Genomic DNA, 14,244 nt, shown 5'->3' with positions numbered 1-14,244 from the left:
CTAGGAGCCGTCTCATCGACCGACGGAGGCCCTCATGACCCTCGTACCGTCCGCGGCCCCCGCCGAGCAGGTCCTCGAGCCGCTCGACGGGCCTGAGCACGACGCGGTGAACCGCGCCCGGGAACTCGTCGCCCGGATCGACGACGAGACGGCCGCCGACCTGGCCGCCCGCACCGAGTTTCCCGGCGACCTGTGGGACTGGGCCGCGGAGCACGCCCTGCACCGGGTCGGGATCGCCGAGGAGCACGGCGGCGAACCGGCCGACATCGTCGCCAAGATGCGCATCGCCGAGGTGCTGGCCGAGCGGGTCGGCGTACTGGCCTGGGTGTGGGGCATCTCCAACTGCTTCGCCGCGCCGCTGCTGGCCACGCTGGCCGACGAGCCCACCCGCAAGGAACTGCTGCCGGGGCTGGCCGCCGGCCGCCGGCGCTTCGCGTTCGGGGTCACCGAGCCGGGCGGCGGATCCGACCTGTTCGGCGCGCTGGACACCACCCTGGCCGACGGGCGGGTCAGCGGTCGCAAGCGCTACTGCACCGCCGCCGCCTCGGCCGACCACCTCTTCCTGCTGGTCCGGGAGGCGGGGGCGCCGGCCGGCGGGACGAGCGGACTGGCGTTCGCGCTCGTGCGCACGGACGCGCCCGGACTGTCGATGACCCGGGTGCCGACGCCCAGCTTCGCGTCCTCGTTCGGCACCTACGAGGTCGACCTCGACGGGGTGGCCGTCGACCACACGTTCACCGGCCCGGCGGTCAAGGCGGCGCTGCGCACGGTGCTGGTGGAGGAGCGGCTGCTGATTCCGGCCATCGTGATCGGCGCCGCGCACGGTGCGCTGCGGCGCGGGCTGGCCTACGCGGCCCGGCGTACCGCGTTCGGCACCCGCGTGGACAGCTACCAGGCGCTTCAGCATCAGGTCGCCGACGCGGTCATGGACCTCGAGACGGCCCGCCACTACGCGTACGCCATGGCGCGGCGGTGGGCGGCCGGCGCGCCGGTCACAGTGGGCGCGGACGTCGCGAAGTCGCGCAGCGTCGACGCGGCGCAGCGGGTCGCCGACGTCGCGATGCAGCTGATGGGCGGCATCGGCTTCACCCGCTGGGGCGGCGTCGAGCACGTGTGGCGGGATCTGCGCGCCTTCCAACTCGCGCCGATCACCGAGGAACTCGTGCGCAACCGGGTGGCCCGGGCGCTGGGAATGGGCCGTGACTGACGGCGCCGCGCCGCTGCTCGCCCGGCTCGGGCTGCGGGTGCCGATGCGCGACGTCGATCAGGCCGGTGTCATCTACTACCCGGCGCCGCTGGCCTGGCACGAGCAGCTCTACACCGGCTGGCTCGACGCGATCGGCCATCCGCTGAGCGGCCTGCTGCGGGCCGGCGAGGCGACGGCCACGGTGAACGCGAACGCCGACTACCTCGCGCCGGTCAGTCTCGACGACCGGGTCGACCTGGAGCTGCGGTCCGGATCGGTGGGGCGCAGCTCGTTCACGCTGTGCTCGGTCGGCTTCCGCCGGACCGACCGGCGCGAGGCGGTGCGCGTGCGCACCGTGCACGTGTGGTCGCGGCTGGACGGTGGCCGGCTGAGGGCGGCACCGATGCCGGACTGGCTGCGCGAGGCGCTGTCCGGCGGGGCGGTGCCCGATGTCAGTTGACCGCACCCTGGCCGACCGCTACCTGGGAGGACGGTGGACGCCGGCCTTCGACGCGATCGCGGCCGAGGCGCCACAGGTGCTGGAGGCGTACCTGCGCCTGGCGGCCGTGCCGTGGCGCGGGCGGGAGCTGCCGGTGGCGCTCAAGGAGCTGATCTGCGTCGCGTTGAGCGCGGCGCCGGGTCACCTCTATCCGGCCGGGGTGCGCATGCACGTCGCCGGCGCGCTGCGAGCCGGCGCGCCACGCGCGCACGTGATGCACGCGGCGGCGGTGGCCGGCTCGGTCGGCATCCGGGCCGCGACGCTGGCGCTGCCGATCCTCGCCGACCTTGCCGGCCCGGCAGTGGACGGCGACGCCGGACCGCCGCCGGTCGGCACCGGGCTCGCGGCGGCCCACGCCGAGGTGGTCGACGCGGGCGGGGCGGCGGGATTGCCGGCCGTCGACCGGGAGCTGATCGCGGTCGCCGTCGCGGCGGCGGTCACCCTCGCCGACGCGGACGTCGTCCGCGAGCACATCCGGACCGCCCTGGACCTGGGCGCCACGGCGGGGCAGGTCGCCGAGGCCGTGGCGCTGGCCTGCGGCATCGGATTGCACGGGTGCCTGCTCGTCGCCGACGAACTCGCGGCGGCAGCGCCATGACCGCCACCGGCTCAGGTCAGGTCGACGCCCTTCTTCTCCAGGTAGCGGACGAGGTCGCGGCCGGCCTCGGCCACATGGTCGCGCATGAGGGCGGCGGCCTGCTCGCCGCGGCCCGCCGCGACCGCCGCGATGATCTGCGCGTGCTCGTCGTTGGCCCGGTCGATCCACTGCGGGAACTCCAGGAGCAGGTCGCGCGGGATCGTGACCGCCAGGGCCCGCAGCGCGACGATCAGCCGGCGCGACTGCGCCATCTGGTTGATCCGCCGGTGCAGGTGCCAGTTCAGATCGGCGGCCAGCTGGGCATCCTCGGCGGCGCCGCACATCTGCGCGTGGCGCTCGGCCAGCTCGGCCAGGTGCGCCGGGTCGCCCTGCTCGGCCACCCGGCGGGTGGCGATGCCGTGCAGTTGACCCTCGATGAGGAAGCTGTCCTCGATGTCGTGTCGGCGCAGGGGCGCCACGACGCTGTGCCCGCCGCCGTCGCCGGTCAGGAAGCCCTCGTACGTCAGCTGTCGCAGCGCGTCGCGGACCGGCATCCGGCTGGTGCCGAACCGCTCGCACACCTGGAGCTGGGCCAGCTTGGTGCCCGGCGCGAGTCGCCCGAACAGGATGTCGTGCCGCAGCGCGTCGGCGATCCGCCGGCCGAGCGGCGTGCGGTCGAGCCGTTCCGACGTCAGACTCACAGGTCCTCCTCTGCGGCCGGTTTGTTCGCTTCCGCCGCTTACTGCCATTTTGCCGCACCGCGTCCGAAGTCGCGGTCATCCCGTCCCTTCCAATATCCCGTATACCGGTGCCAGAAATGAAAGGGATCGCCACGTGTTCTTCGACATGTTGCCCACGGAGCTACGCGACCTCGCGGCGGTCGCCCGCGACGTCGCGACGGAGCGGATCGCGCCGCTCGTGCCCGACCTGGAGCGCGGCCGTACGTTCTCACCGGAGCTGCGCAAGATCCTGGCCGGCGCCGGCTTCACCGGGCTCGTGGTGCCCGAGCGGTTCGGCGGCGTCGACACCGATGTGCGGGCCGAGGCCGTCGTCCTCGAGGAGATCTCCAAGGTCTACCCGAGCGCGTCCACCGTGCTGACCGCGACCTGGTTCCCGACCAAGGTGATGGTGCGGGCGGCCGACCGGCCCGACGCGCCGTCCTGGCTGCCCGGCGTGCTGCGGGACGTCGCATCCGGCGACCGGCTCGGCGCGATCGCGGCCACCGAACCCGAAGCGGGCTCGGACCTCGGCGGCGTGGCGACCACCGCGCGGCGCGAAGGCGACGAGTGGGTGATCAACGGCAGCAAGCGGTTCATCACCAACGGCGGCCACGCCGACTTCTACGTCGTCGTCGCCCGGACCGGTGGTCCCGGGCCGCGCGGCGTGTCCGCCTTCTACGTCGAGGCCGACCGGCCCGGCGTCGAGGCGGTGCGGTTCGAGGAGAAGATGGGCCTGCACGCCTCGGCGACCGCCGAGATGGTCTTCGCCGACGTCCGGGTGCCGGCCGACCACCTGCTCGGGCCGGAGAACGGCGGCTTCCCCCTGCTGATGCAGGGCTTCGACGAGGGGCGCATCGTCGTCGCGGCCCTCTCGCTCGGCATCGCCGAGGGCGCGTTCGACGCGGCCGTCCGGTACGCCGGCGAGCGGCGGCAGTTCGGCCGGCCGATCGCCGCGTTCCAGGGCATGCAGTTCCTCATCGCCGACATGGCGATCCCGTTGCACGCCGCCCGGTCGCTGGTCTACGACGCGGCGCAGGCCTACGTCGACGGCCATCCGGACGCCGCCCGGCTGGCCTCGATCGCCAAGACGTACGCGAGCGACATGGCGATGGCGGTCACGACCGACGCCGTCCAGGTGCACGGCGGCTACGGCTACGTCACCGACTTCCCGGTCGAGATGTTCATGCGCGACGCGAAGATCAACCAGATCTACGAGGGGACCAACCAGATCCAGCGGATGATCATCGCGCGCTCGTACTTCCCGGACATCGCCCGATGACCGTGCCGGCGGGCGAAGCGCGCGGCGACGTCACCGGACGGCTGCGCGACCGCGTCGTGATCGTCACCGGGGCCGGGTCGCTCGGCGCCGGATGGGGCAACGGGAAGGCGGCGAGCGTGCTGTTCGCCCGGGCCGGCGCCCGCGTCTTCGCCGTCGACCGGCGCGCCGACGCGGCAGAGCAGACGGCCGGGATCGTGCGGGCCGAAGGCGGCGAATGCGAGCCGTTCGCCGCCGACGTGTCCCGCCCGGACGGAGTGTCCGCGCTGGTCGAGGCATGCCTGCGCCGGTACGGGCGGGTCGACGTGCTGCTCAACAACGTCGGCGTCGGCGTCGTCGCGGGTATCGAGGACACCGAGCCGCGGCACTGGGATCTGGTCCACCGGATCAACCTCACCTCCGCCTACCTCACCACGCGGGCCGTCGTCCCGCACATGCGAGAGCAGGGCGGCGGCGCGATCGTCAACATCTCGTCGGTCGCCTCGCTCGGCGCGACCGGCGACCTGCTGACCGCGTACGGCGTGAGCAAGGCCGGCCTCAACCACCTCACCCGCGCCGTCGCCGCCGAGCACGCGGCGACCGGCGTCCGCTGCAACGCCGTCGTCGTGGGTCTGGTGGACACGCCGACCGTGTACGCCGGCCAGCCGGACGCCGACCCGGCGGTCCTGCGCGCGCGCCGGGCCCGACGCTGCCCGACCGGCGCCATGGGTGACGCGTGGGACGTCGCCCACGCGGCGCTGTTCCTGGCGAGCGAGGAGGCCCGGTACGTGACCGGCGCCCTGCTCGTCGTCGACGGAGGACTGTCGCTGCGCTTCGGCGCGGCGGTGTGAGCAACGAGAGGAGCAGAGATGAGTGAACGCCCGTACGGCATCGTGGACGCCTGGGCGATGCCCTGCCACCCGCCGATCTCCGACCGGTGGAACGCCGACCCCAAGCGGACCCACGGAATGGCGCTGTTCGGCGCGTCCGGCTTCGGCGGCTGGTCGATCGACGAGCAGGTCGAGGAGATGGACCGGTGGGGCGTCGAGATCGCCGTGTTGTCCGCCATCCGCGAGGCCGACGACGTGAAGATCAGCAACGAGGAGGTCGCCGCCTGCGTCGAGAAGTACCCGACGCGATTCCGCGGCAGCCTGGCCGTCGACCCGCGCCGGCCGATGGCCGCGCTGCGCGAGATGCAGACATGGGTACGTGACTACGGCTTCGTGAACGTGAAGGTGTGCCCGTACGCGTACGGCTACGACAACCCGCCGAACAGCAAGCTCTGGTACCCCATCTACGCGAAGGCCTGCGAACTCGGCGTCTCCGTCACCATCCAGGTGGGACACACCGGGCCACTGCTGCCGTCGGAACCCGGCCGGCCGATCTACCTCGACGAGGTCGCGCTCACGTTCCCCGAACTGACCATCGTCGGGGCGCACATCGGGTGGCCGTGGGAGGAGGAGATGGGCATGCTCGCCTGGAAACACGACAACGTGTACGTCGACACGTCGGCCCACGCGCCCACCCGCTACCCGGAGCGGTTCGTCCGATTCCTCAAGCGCCGCGCGCCGCACAAGGTGCTGTTCGGCACCGACTACCCGGCGCTTCGCTACGACCGCGCCGTCGGCGAGGTGTCCACCCTGGATCTTCCGGCCGATGTCGAGCGCATGTTCCTGCGCGACAACGCCTGGAAGGTGTTCGGCCTGGACCGGAGCTGAGGGAGGGAACGGTGCTGCATCCGTACGCCCACTACCTGCGGCGCGCCGCGCTGCTGTTCCCGGACCGGCCGGCGGTCGAGGATCCGGCCCGGGGCGTCGAGCTGACCTGGCGGGAGCTGGCCGACCGGGTGGCCCGCCGCGCCGCCACCCTGGCCCGGGCCGGAGTCGGCCCCGGCGACCGTGTCCTCGTCCGGCAGGCGAACACGCACGGCTACCTGGAGGCGGTGCTGGCCGTGGCCTGGCGGGGGGCCGCGTACGTGCCGGTGCTCGGGGTGCTCTCCGCGGGCGAGCGCAGCTACATCGAGGAGACGGTGGAGCCGGCAGCCGTGCTCGACGCCGCCGACCCCGGTCCGCCCGGCGATCACGGCGGTGCGGCGCCGGTGGACTTGCCACCGGGCGCCGTCTCCCAGGTCCTGTTCACGTCCGGCTCGTCCGGCCGGCCCAAGGGCGTCGTGCACAGCTTCGACAGCACGGCCGGGGCGATGGGGGCGTGGGCCGCCGTGACGAAGGCGGGACCCGACCAGGTCGTCCTGGTGACGACGCCGATGAGTCATGCCGCCGGGCGGCTGGTGGAGTCCGCCCTGGTCGCCGGCGGACGGGTGGTGATCGCCGAGTCGCCCCGGCCCGGCCCGGTCGCCGCCGCGATCGAGCGGTACGGCGTGACCCACATGCTGCTGGTGCCGACGGTGCTCCAGGACCTCGTCGACGGCTCGGCCGGAGCCGACCTGTCGTCGTTGCGGCAGGTGGTGTACTCGTCGGCTCCGGCGTCGCCGTCGTTGGTGCGGCGGGCACACGAGCGGCTCGGCCCGGTCGTGGCGTCGGTGTACGGGTCGACGGAGGCGCCGGCTCCGGTGACGGTGCTGGACACGGCCGACCACGAGCGGGCGATGGCCGGTGCTGCGCATCTGCTGACCTCGTGCGGGCGGGAACACCCGTGGGGCGTGCAGACACGCATCGTCGACGACGACCTGCGCGAGGTGCCGAACGGTGAGGTCGGACAGCTCGCTCTGTGCACGCCGTGGCTGGCGTCCGGCTACTGGCGCCAGCAGGAGGCCTGGGCCGAGCGGTGCCGGGACGGCTGGTTCCTCACCGGCGACCTCGGCCGGTACGAGGACGGCTACCTCTACCTGGTCGACAGGCGCGACGACATGATCATCTCCGGTGGGTACAACGTGTTCCCGACCGAGGTCGAGCACGTGCTCGGCGAACACCCGAGCGTGCGCGAGGTGGCGGTGTTCGGCGCGCCCGACGGACGGTGGGGCGAGGCGGTCGTCGCCGCGGTGGCGCTGCGGCAGCCCGCGCCCGCCGACCCGCCGGCCGCGCTGATCGCCCATTGCCGCGACCACCTGCCGCGCTACAAGGTGCCGAAGCGGATCGTGGTGCTCGACGATCTGCCCAAGTCGGGGCACGGCAAACTCTCCCGCCGCCTGACCCGGCAGCGCGTCGTCGGCGACGGCGCGGTCGTCCATGGCGCGGAGTGAGGTCAGCTCGGTTCGGCTGCGCCGTATCGCACCGGGCCGAGGTTCGGGGGCAGACTGCTCACCGCCAGGGCCACGGCGCCCTCCGCGGTGGCCGTCCGGCCGAGTTGCCATCCCGCGAGGCCCATCGTGACGACGTAGTCCCCGCCTCGCCCGGCGTGCAGGCACACCAGGACGTCGTGGGAGAGGCCGGGCCGGGTGCTGGTGGAGAACCGCAGCGACCAGTGGCTGGTGAAGGGGTAGAGCCGCCGTAGCCGTGGTTCGGCGTACGCGGTCTCGACGAGCGCGTGGTGCTCCGGCCAGTTCGCCTGCGCCGCCTTCATCCGCAGGTGCCGCCACTCCGATTCGACCAGTCGTACCGGATCGCGGTCGGGCACCTCGAACCGTCCGGTCAGTGTCACGAACGGCGCGACCCGTGGGATCTCGGTGAGGGGCGTTGCGTCGTGCCACGCCTGGGCGGCCCGCGCCACCTGCGCGAGGTCCACCGTGTCTCCCCGGATCAGGGCCAGGCCCTGATCTCGCTCGCAACCGCGGAGGAACCACCGCCGCTCCACGTGACTGACTGACACCTCCAGCGCCTTGCGGTGCGCGACGGTGCTGGGAACGACAGCGACCTGGAACGAGCTGGACGCCGTGACCGGCACGGGGACGGCCAGCCCGTCCCGGGCGGCGACGGCCCGCAACGCCGCCGCCAGGCTGCCCTCGGCGGCAACCTCCGGATAGAGGACAGCGGGATCGGGGTAGGTCGGCACGGCTCACCAATCTGCGTCGACGACAGCCGGGGTCATCCGAGCCGGACCCCCGCCGAGAATCAAAGCACCTGGATGTACGGTCCATCGTCATGAGCTACGACCTGATCTTCGTACCCCGGAGGGACGACCAGGCCTGGGAGGACGCGCTGGAGGCGGCGGCGGAGGCCGACAGCGACGAGCGTCCGCGTGCCGAGGCGTGGGACGGGATCGTGACGGCGGCGCGGCAGGTGCTCGGTGAGGTCTCCGTGTTCGAGGGGGCCGACAACTACGAGCTGACGCACGAGCCGACCGGCGTCCAGGTCAGCTACTACGCGGACGAGGTCAGCGTCACCGTGCCGTACTGGTACCGGGGCGGTGACGCCCGGGCCGTCGTCGCGGCGGTGTACCAGCTCGGCGCGGCCGTCGAGGCGGTCACCGGCCTGTCCGGCTACGACCCTCAGGTGGAGCTGCCGTTGGCCGAGGCCGCCGCGCGGCCGGAGCTGGCAGTCGCGGCCTTCGACGAGGTCGCCGAGTCCTTCGCGAGGCGCGGGGTCTCCAGTCCCAGCAACGGCTGAGCGCCTGCCCGCCCGCCGGCAGGTCGCAGCGGCGGGGACGCCCATGGTCGGGAGGGAGCGGTCGGATCGGCTGCGGCGTGCGACGCTCGTGGCGTGCGTAGCGTCTTTGTCTTCCCGGCCGTGCCGCAGGCCGCCGTCGTCGCCCTGCTCGACCGGCTGTCGCCGGATCAGAGACATCCGTGGCTGGTGGACGGATGCCTGTACCCGGATCTGACCGACGAGGACGAGCACCTGTACGCGGACTGGGAGCCGGCGGCGGTGCGGGCCCTGAGCCGCGCCCGCGGTGACCGGCCCAGGTGGGCGGTGCAGGTAGACGTCTCGGGCCGGGTCGACGGGACGGTGGAGGTTCGTCGCCTGACGTTGGCGCTGCTCGGTCGGGGCGGCGTCGCAATGGACGACTACTCCGACCATGTCTGGACGGCGGACCAGATCGCTGCCGACGTGACCGTGGACGGGCTGCGCTTCTTCGACTTCAGAGGCCACTACGAGCGGAACAGGCCCGCCCGGTAGCCGGCCGACCGGGCAGCCCTCCGACGCGCTCAGCCGCCGACGCAACCCGTCACCGCCCGGCTAGTTGGTGCCACGAGGAACATTGGCGGTGGACGATGGCACCCTGATGGGCCCGGATGATTCTCGTCCGGATATTCCGCCGCCGCATTGAGAAAAGCGCAGCCCCGAAAACCGGGGGACTGGATTGTGGCGGCCGAATGGATGCCCTCGGCGCAGAAGCGAACGTTCGGTCCCGGCGACGGCCGTCCGCCTCGCCGTACTCTCAGCTTCTTCTCAGGCGGAGAATTGTGGGAACCGGTTGCGCGGAGCCGGTTCCTCGCATAGCGGCGGGAGGACGCGCAGCCTTTGCGGCGGCGTTTTCCGAATCCCGCTGACAGGCGTTCCGCCAGTGCCGGATATTGGGTTTCGCAAACGTCGAACCGGCGTCGCCGGCCGGTCGCCCTGTGCTGTCCGACTCTCCGTGCGGCAGATCACCCGAAAGGAATGTCAGATGAACGCTGCGCCTGACACGACCGGAATGCCCACCGTCGTACTCGTTCACGGGGCGTTCGTGGACGGGTCCAGCTGGAACGGGGTGATCGCCGATCTGCAGCGCCGTGGCTACCCGGTCATCGCGGTCGCGAACCCGCTGCGCAGCGTGCAGGGGGACGCCGCCTACCTGCGCGCGCTCGTGGACAGCCTGCCCGGGCCGGTCGTGCTCGCCGCCCACTCGTACGGCGGCGCGGTCATCACCGAGGCCGCGGACGGCGCGGCCAACGTCCGGGCCCTGGTGTACGTCGCCAGCTTCAGCCCGGACGTCGGCGAGTCGGTGGCCGACCTGAACGCACGGTTCCCCGGCAGCCGACTCGCCGACAACGTCAACGCGGTGCCGATCCCCGCCCAGGACGGCAGCGCGGACATGGACCAGTACGTCAAGCAGGAGACCTACCCCGACTTCTTCGCCCCCGACGTCCCCCGGGACGCCGCCGCGGTGATGGCGGCAACGCAGCGGCCGACCGCGGCGAACACGCTGACCGACAGCGTGACCCGGGCCGCCTGGCGGAGCATTCCGTCCTGGACGCTGATCACCGGCCAGGACCTGGCGATCCCGCCGGATCTGCAGCGCTTCCTGGCCGAGCGCGCCGGGTCCACGACCGTCGAGGTCGCCGCGTCGCACGCGGTGACGGTTTCCCAGCCCGGCGCCGTCGCGGACCTCATCGACACCGCCGCCCGCGCCACGTCGATGTGACGTCACCGGGTCAGCAACCCGGTGTCGGTGGCAGGCGCTGATCAGAGCAGCACGAGTTCCTGGGCCAGCATGTCGGTCCAGGTGCGCCGGGTGACGTTGCAGCCGGTGTGTTCCACGAACTGCCGCAGGGCGCGTCGTCGAAGGATTCCGGCGGCGGGCTCGCACCGGCCGTGACGGCGGTGCGGCGGCCGTCCGGCGCCCGGCGAGACGTCACTCACCTCCCGCCGGGCCGGACGCGGCCGTCGCCGCCGCGTCAGCCGTGTCTCAGCTTCCTGCGCACGTGACGGTGGCGCCGCCGCCGTTGCCGACGCCCTGGAATCCGAAGGTGGTGGTCTGGCCCGCGCCGACCCGCCCGTTGTAGCTCTGGTTCGCCACGGTGACGGTGCCGCTGGTGCCGCTGGGCACACCGTTCCACAACGAGCTGATCGATGCTCCGGCCGGCAGGGTGAGCGTCACGCGCCAGCCGTTCAGTGCCGTGTTGCCGGCGGTGACCGTGACGGTGGCGACGAACCCGCCGTTCCACTGGTCCTGCACCACGTAGGCGGCCGAACAGGACGGGCCTCCGCCGGGCGGCGGCGTGGTGGGCGGCGGCGTCGTGGGCGGCGGGTCGCCGTCGAGCGTCAGGTTCTTCTGCTGGACCGTCCACTGGGTGCGGCACAGGCCACAGTCCGGGCCGACGAAGTTGGCCCCGGCGCTCACGTCGCCCTTCAGGCGCCACTTCAGGTAGAGCACCGCCACCCGGCCGAACTCGCCGCCGTTGGGCTGGTCGTAGGTGCCGCCGTGGCCGACGTTCAGGTTGCCCATGAACGCGGGCAGCCCGGACGGCAGCTTGCCCCAGTCGTCCATGGCGTTGGGGTAGGCGATGTCGCTGGGCCCGCCGACGAAGTACGCGATGGGTTTGGTCAGCCGGCGCAACTGGTAGTCGTCGGCGTCGTTCAGCAGGCCGCTGCTGAAGATGCCGGTCGTGGTGACGCGCGGGTCGTTGGAGACGGCGTACGCCTCCAGGCCGCCGCAGGAGAAGCCGGCGACGGCGATCTTCGTGGTGTCGAGCCGGTTGTAGTACTTGCTGCCGGACCGGGAGTTCTCCGCCACCGCCCAGTCGATGGACTGGGTGAGCATCTGGGCGTTGGTGGAGCCGGAGCCGTTCGGCGCGCCGTTGGCGATGGCGAGGAAGCCGTGGGAGGCGATCTCGCGGAGGAAGTTGCCCTGGGACAGGCCGTTGGCCGAACACGCGCCGTTGCCCCACACCAGGACGGGAAGGCGTTCGGACGGGAGCGTCTGTGGCCGGAAGATGGTGTGGTTGGCCAGGGTGGACGAGGTTTCGTAGTCGGCGGGGTAGGGGCCGGAGCCGCCGATCGCGGCGCCCGCGGGTGTCGCGCCGAACGCCATGATCACGGAGGCGGCCGAAACGACTGCGGCCGCCAGTCCCGCGTAGATGCTCGATCTCCTTCTCATCGGTCCTCCAGCGACTGACGCGACGGCGCCCTTGGTGGTGACGGTGTGCGGTTACTATCACCGTCGTAACGAAAAGTGTCAATGTAACGTCCGCTGGGTGGGCGCGACTTCGCGCTGGTCGGGCGGCCGGGGCGGCGCCCCGGCTCGATCAGTTGGCGGTCGGCAGCGGCGGATCGCCCCGGCCGTCGTCGCCCTCGCCGGCAAGCGCGGCGGTCATCCGCAGGGCCAGCTCCGGCCAGTCGCGGGCGTGGGCGAGGGCCAGCACCGCCGCGAGGTTCGGCCGCTCCTCCCGCAGCCACCTGCCCGGGTCGGCGAGGGCCCGGTCGCGCAGATCCACCGGCGACGTGCCGCACGGGGCCCGGGGCGCGTCGATGCGGCGCAGCGCCTCGGTGGCCAGCACGCCCCACGTCTGCGCGGCGCGGGTCACCGCGTCGCCGGACGCGCCGGGGCCGCGGGCGCCGTCGAGCGTCAACGCGGCGACCAGCCGGTGCACCCGGTAGCGGTTCGGTCCGGGCGTCGTCTGCGGGGCGAGCGTGAGCAGGTGGCAGCGGACCAGCTCGTCCAGCGCCCGGACCGCCTCGCGTGGGTCCAGCCCGGCGCAGGTCATCGGCACCCAGTCCGGCACCGTGGGTGTGGGCAGCCCGGCCATCGCCGCGAGCACCCGGGCCGCGGCCGGGCTCAACGCCCCGTACACCGCAGCGAGGCTCTCCCGGACCGAGATCCCGTCGACGACCAGCTCGTCCAGCACGTGCCGGGGACTGCCGAGCAGGTCCGCGAGATCGGCCAGCCACGTCCCGGACCGGACACGGGCCGCCGCGACACGCAGCGCGAGGGGATGCCCGCCGCAGGCCCGTACGACGGCCCGGGCCGCATCCGGCTCCGCCGCCCGGTCGGTGTCGAGGTGGGCCGCGAGGGCATCCAGCGCCGCCTCCTCGGGCAGCGGGTCGACCCGGTGGCGCAGCGCGCCGGGCAGGTCCAGCAGGTACCGGCTGGTCACGATGACGCCACAGCCCGGCGCGGCCGGAACGAGCGGCTGGACCTGGTCGACCGAGCCGGCGTCGTCCAGCATGACCAGCAGCCGCCGGCGGGCGAGCAGGCTGCGGTACAGGGCTGCCCGCTCGGCCAGGGAGTTCGGGATGTCCCGGGGGTCCATGCCGAGACCGCGCAGGGCCTGCGCCACCACGTGCCGTGGGCTGCACGGCTCCGCGGCGCTGCCGCGCAGGTCGAGGTAGAGGTGCCCGTCCGGGTGCCCGGCCGCGGCGGCGTGCGCGACGTGCACCGCCAGCGCGGTCTTGCCGACGCCGGGCATGCCGTGCAGCAGCAGCACCGGCGGCGAGGGGCAGCCGTGCGGGCGCGGCGCGCCGGTCAGGGCGCCGGCGAGGAGGGCGACGTCGTCGGCGCGGCCGGCGAACGGGAGCGTGGCCGGCGGCAACTGGGCCGGCGCATGCGGCGCGGGCGGGCCGGCGGGTCCGTCGTCGGCCGCCGCGACCGGCTCGCCCGGCGTCTCGTGCGCCAGGTTCAGCGCCGGGTCCTGGCGCAGGATCGCCGTCTCCATCTCGGACAGGGCCGGCCCCGGGTCCAGTCCGTACTCCGCGGCGAGGAGCTGGCGGCCCTCGCGGCCGACCCGCAGGGCGTCCGGCTGCCGGCCGCCGCGGTACAGCGCCAGCATCAGTTGTACGCGCAGCCGCTCGCGCAGCGGATGCTCGGTGACGTGCTCGGTCAGCTCCGCGATCAGCCGGTGGTGCCGCCCCAGCATCAGTTCCAGGTTGACCAGCCATTCGTACTCGTCGAGCCGGAGTTCCTCCAGCCGGGCGCGGGCCGGCGCGAGCTGGTCGCCGCCGACCCCGGCCAGGGCCGGGCCGCGCCACAGCGACAGGGCCGCGCGCATCAGCTCGGCGGCCGAGGCCAGCCGCCCCCGGTCGGCCTCGGCCCGGGCGCGTGCCGCCTGGTCGGTGAAGAGGTTCAGGTCCAGTTGTTCCGGGCGCAGGTCCAACCGGTATCCGCCCGGCTGGGTCGAGATCGGCTCCTCCGGGGAGCCGGCGGCCCGGATGGCCCGGCGCAGCGCGTGGATGTCGGACTGGATCTGCGCGCGGGCCGTGGCCGGTGGCGCGGGACCCCAGGTCGCGTCGATCAACCGGTCCACGGTCACCAGCTGGTTGGCGTTGAGCAGCAGGTACGCCAGTACCGTGAGCCGGCGCGGCCGGGGGATCTCCACAGTGCGCCCCGCCACGGTGACGGCCACCGGGCCGAGGACGGTGAACCGCAGCGTCATGGCCTCAGGACCGGTTTCCCGATCCGCGCCAGCGGGACCGC

Annotated in this window: 15 protein-coding genes; 10 read left to right on the top strand and 5 right to left on the bottom strand. The window is 73.3% G+C overall.

All coding sequences use genetic code 11. From position 1 onward, the window contains the following. Positions 1 to 34: 34 nt before the first annotated feature. The 3 genes from ACSDG8_RS04430 to ACSDG8_RS04420 are packed head-to-tail and all read left to right on the top strand — an operon-like array spanning position 35 to position 2,283. The gene (locus ACSDG8_RS04430) at positions 35 to 1,207 is read left to right on the top strand and encodes an acyl-CoA dehydrogenase family protein (RefSeq protein ID WP_210890913.1); all 1,173 of its coding nucleotides are present in this window, start codon (positions 35 to 37) and stop codon (positions 1,205 to 1,207) included. Then, positions 1,200 to 1,646, top strand: a complete 447-nt coding sequence (locus tag ACSDG8_RS04425) for an acyl-CoA thioesterase (protein ID WP_210890915.1) — start codon at positions 1,200 to 1,202, stop codon at positions 1,644 to 1,646. The genes ACSDG8_RS04430 and ACSDG8_RS04425 overlap by 8 nt, the downstream gene beginning before the upstream one ends. Then, positions 1,636 to 2,283: a carboxymuconolactone decarboxylase family protein gene (locus tag ACSDG8_RS04420; RefSeq protein WP_210890917.1), complete on the top strand. Its 648-nt coding sequence runs from the start codon at positions 1,636 to 1,638 to the stop codon at positions 2,281 to 2,283. The genes ACSDG8_RS04425 and ACSDG8_RS04420 overlap by 11 nt, the downstream gene beginning before the upstream one ends. 11 nt (positions 2,284 to 2,294) lie before the next feature. Here the strand turns inward: ACSDG8_RS04420 and ACSDG8_RS04415 are convergent, their stop codons facing one another. Further along, entirely contained in the window at positions 2,295 to 2,963 is a 669-nt protein-coding gene (locus ACSDG8_RS04415; protein ID WP_210890919.1) for a GntR family transcriptional regulator, read from the bottom strand. A gap of 133 nt (positions 2,964 to 3,096) precedes the next feature. Here ACSDG8_RS04415 and ACSDG8_RS04410 point away from each other — a divergent pair, with 133 nt between their 5' ends. The 4 genes from ACSDG8_RS04410 to ACSDG8_RS04395 are packed head-to-tail and all read left to right on the top strand — an operon-like array spanning position 3,097 to position 7,435. Next, entirely contained in the window at positions 3,097 to 4,260 is a 1,164-nt protein-coding gene (locus ACSDG8_RS04410) for an acyl-CoA dehydrogenase family protein (protein ID WP_210890922.1), read from the top strand. Further along, on the top strand, positions 4,257 to 5,087 hold the full coding sequence (locus ACSDG8_RS04405; RefSeq protein WP_210890924.1) for an SDR family NAD(P)-dependent oxidoreductase: 831 nt from the start codon (positions 4,257 to 4,259) through the stop codon (positions 5,085 to 5,087). Before ACSDG8_RS04410 ends, ACSDG8_RS04405 begins: the two co-directional genes overlap by 4 nt. A gap of 18 nt (positions 5,088 to 5,105) precedes the next feature. After that, positions 5,106 to 5,954 carry an amidohydrolase family protein gene (locus tag ACSDG8_RS04400; RefSeq protein ID WP_210890926.1) on the top strand — a complete coding sequence of 283 codons (849 nt, stop codon included), beginning with the start codon at positions 5,106 to 5,108 and terminating at the stop codon, positions 5,952 to 5,954. Between the two features lie 11 nt (positions 5,955 to 5,965). Then, positions 5,966 to 7,435 carry a class I adenylate-forming enzyme family protein gene (locus tag ACSDG8_RS04395; protein WP_210890928.1) on the top strand — a complete coding sequence of 490 codons (1,470 nt, stop codon included), beginning with the start codon at positions 5,966 to 5,968 and terminating at the stop codon, positions 7,433 to 7,435. Between the two features lie 2 nt (positions 7,436 to 7,437). Here ACSDG8_RS04395 and ACSDG8_RS04390 read toward each other — a convergent pair whose 3' ends face one another. Beyond that, positions 7,438 to 8,184 (bottom strand): DUF6193 family natural product biosynthesis protein, encoded by a 747-nt coding sequence (locus tag ACSDG8_RS04390; protein WP_210890930.1) that lies wholly within the window; start codon positions 8,182 to 8,184, stop codon positions 7,438 to 7,440. Positions 8,185 to 8,273: 89 nt separating this feature from the next. Between ACSDG8_RS04390 and ACSDG8_RS04385 the strand changes: the two genes are divergently transcribed. The 3 genes from ACSDG8_RS04385 to ACSDG8_RS04375 all read left to right on the top strand — a co-directional run bounded on the left by ACSDG8_RS04385 (position 8,274) and on the right by ACSDG8_RS04375 (position 10,476). Continuing rightward, positions 8,274 to 8,738, top strand: coding sequence for a hypothetical protein (locus ACSDG8_RS04385; protein WP_210890932.1), 465 nt, complete (start codon positions 8,274 to 8,276; stop codon positions 8,736 to 8,738). A 93-nt stretch (positions 8,739 to 8,831) separates the two neighbouring features. Next, positions 8,832 to 9,248 carry a hypothetical protein gene (locus tag ACSDG8_RS04380; RefSeq protein ID WP_210890935.1) on the top strand — a complete coding sequence of 139 codons (417 nt, stop codon included), beginning with the start codon at positions 8,832 to 8,834 and terminating at the stop codon, positions 9,246 to 9,248. Positions 9,249 to 9,738: 490 nt separating this feature from the next. Then, positions 9,739 to 10,476, top strand: coding sequence for an alpha/beta fold hydrolase (locus ACSDG8_RS04375; protein WP_247677900.1), 738 nt, complete (start codon positions 9,739 to 9,741; stop codon positions 10,474 to 10,476). A 41-nt stretch (positions 10,477 to 10,517) separates the two neighbouring features. Here the strand turns inward: ACSDG8_RS04375 and ACSDG8_RS04370 are convergent, their stop codons facing one another. The 3 genes from ACSDG8_RS04370 to ACSDG8_RS04360 form a co-directional block, all read right to left on the bottom strand. Beyond that, entirely contained in the window at positions 10,518 to 10,694 is a 177-nt protein-coding gene (locus ACSDG8_RS04370; protein ID WP_247677901.1) for a hypothetical protein, read from the bottom strand. Between the two features lie 46 nt (positions 10,695 to 10,740). Next, on the bottom strand, positions 10,741 to 11,931 hold the full coding sequence (locus ACSDG8_RS04365) for a cellulose binding domain-containing protein (protein WP_210942712.1): 1,191 nt from the start codon (positions 11,929 to 11,931) through the stop codon (positions 10,741 to 10,743). A gap of 148 nt (positions 11,932 to 12,079) precedes the next feature. Then, positions 12,080 to 14,203: an AfsR/SARP family transcriptional regulator gene (locus tag ACSDG8_RS04360; RefSeq protein WP_210890939.1), complete on the bottom strand. Its 2,124-nt coding sequence runs from the start codon at positions 14,201 to 14,203 to the stop codon at positions 12,080 to 12,082. Positions 14,204 to 14,244: the final 41 nt, after the last annotated feature.

The sequence above is a fragment of the Micromonospora sp. LA-10 genome, from assembly GCF_051853095.1.
Lineage (GTDB): Bacteria > Actinomycetota > Actinomycetes > Mycobacteriales > Micromonosporaceae > Micromonospora > Micromonospora echinospora_A.
This window is presented reverse-complemented; position numbering and strand designations above follow the sequence as displayed.

Bases quoted from the DNA above. Each gene is read 5' to 3' on its own strand.
- ACSDG8_RS04365 (WP_210942712.1), bottom strand. From the start codon at position 11,931: ATGAGAAGGAGATCGAGCATCTACGCGGGACTGGCGGCCGCAGTCGTT.
- ACSDG8_RS04360 (WP_210890939.1), bottom strand. From the start codon at position 14,203: ATGACGCTGCGGTTCACCGTCCTCGGCCCGGTGGCCGTCACCGTGGCG.
- ACSDG8_RS04385 (WP_210890932.1), top strand. From the start codon at position 8,274: ATGAGCTACGACCTGATCTTCGTACCCCGGAGGGACGACCAGGCCTGG.
- ACSDG8_RS04375 (WP_247677900.1), top strand. From the start codon at position 9,739: ATGAACGCTGCGCCTGACACGACCGGAATGCCCACCGTCGTACTCGTT.
- ACSDG8_RS04420 (WP_210890917.1), top strand. From the start codon at position 1,636: ATGTCAGTTGACCGCACCCTGGCCGACCGCTACCTGGGAGGACGGTGG.
- ACSDG8_RS04430 (WP_210890913.1), top strand. From the start codon at position 35: ATGACCCTCGTACCGTCCGCGGCCCCCGCCGAGCAGGTCCTCGAGCCG.
- ACSDG8_RS04400 (WP_210890926.1), top strand. From the start codon at position 5,106: ATGAGTGAACGCCCGTACGGCATCGTGGACGCCTGGGCGATGCCCTGC.
- ACSDG8_RS04405 (WP_210890924.1), top strand. From the start codon at position 4,257: ATGACCGTGCCGGCGGGCGAAGCGCGCGGCGACGTCACCGGACGGCTG.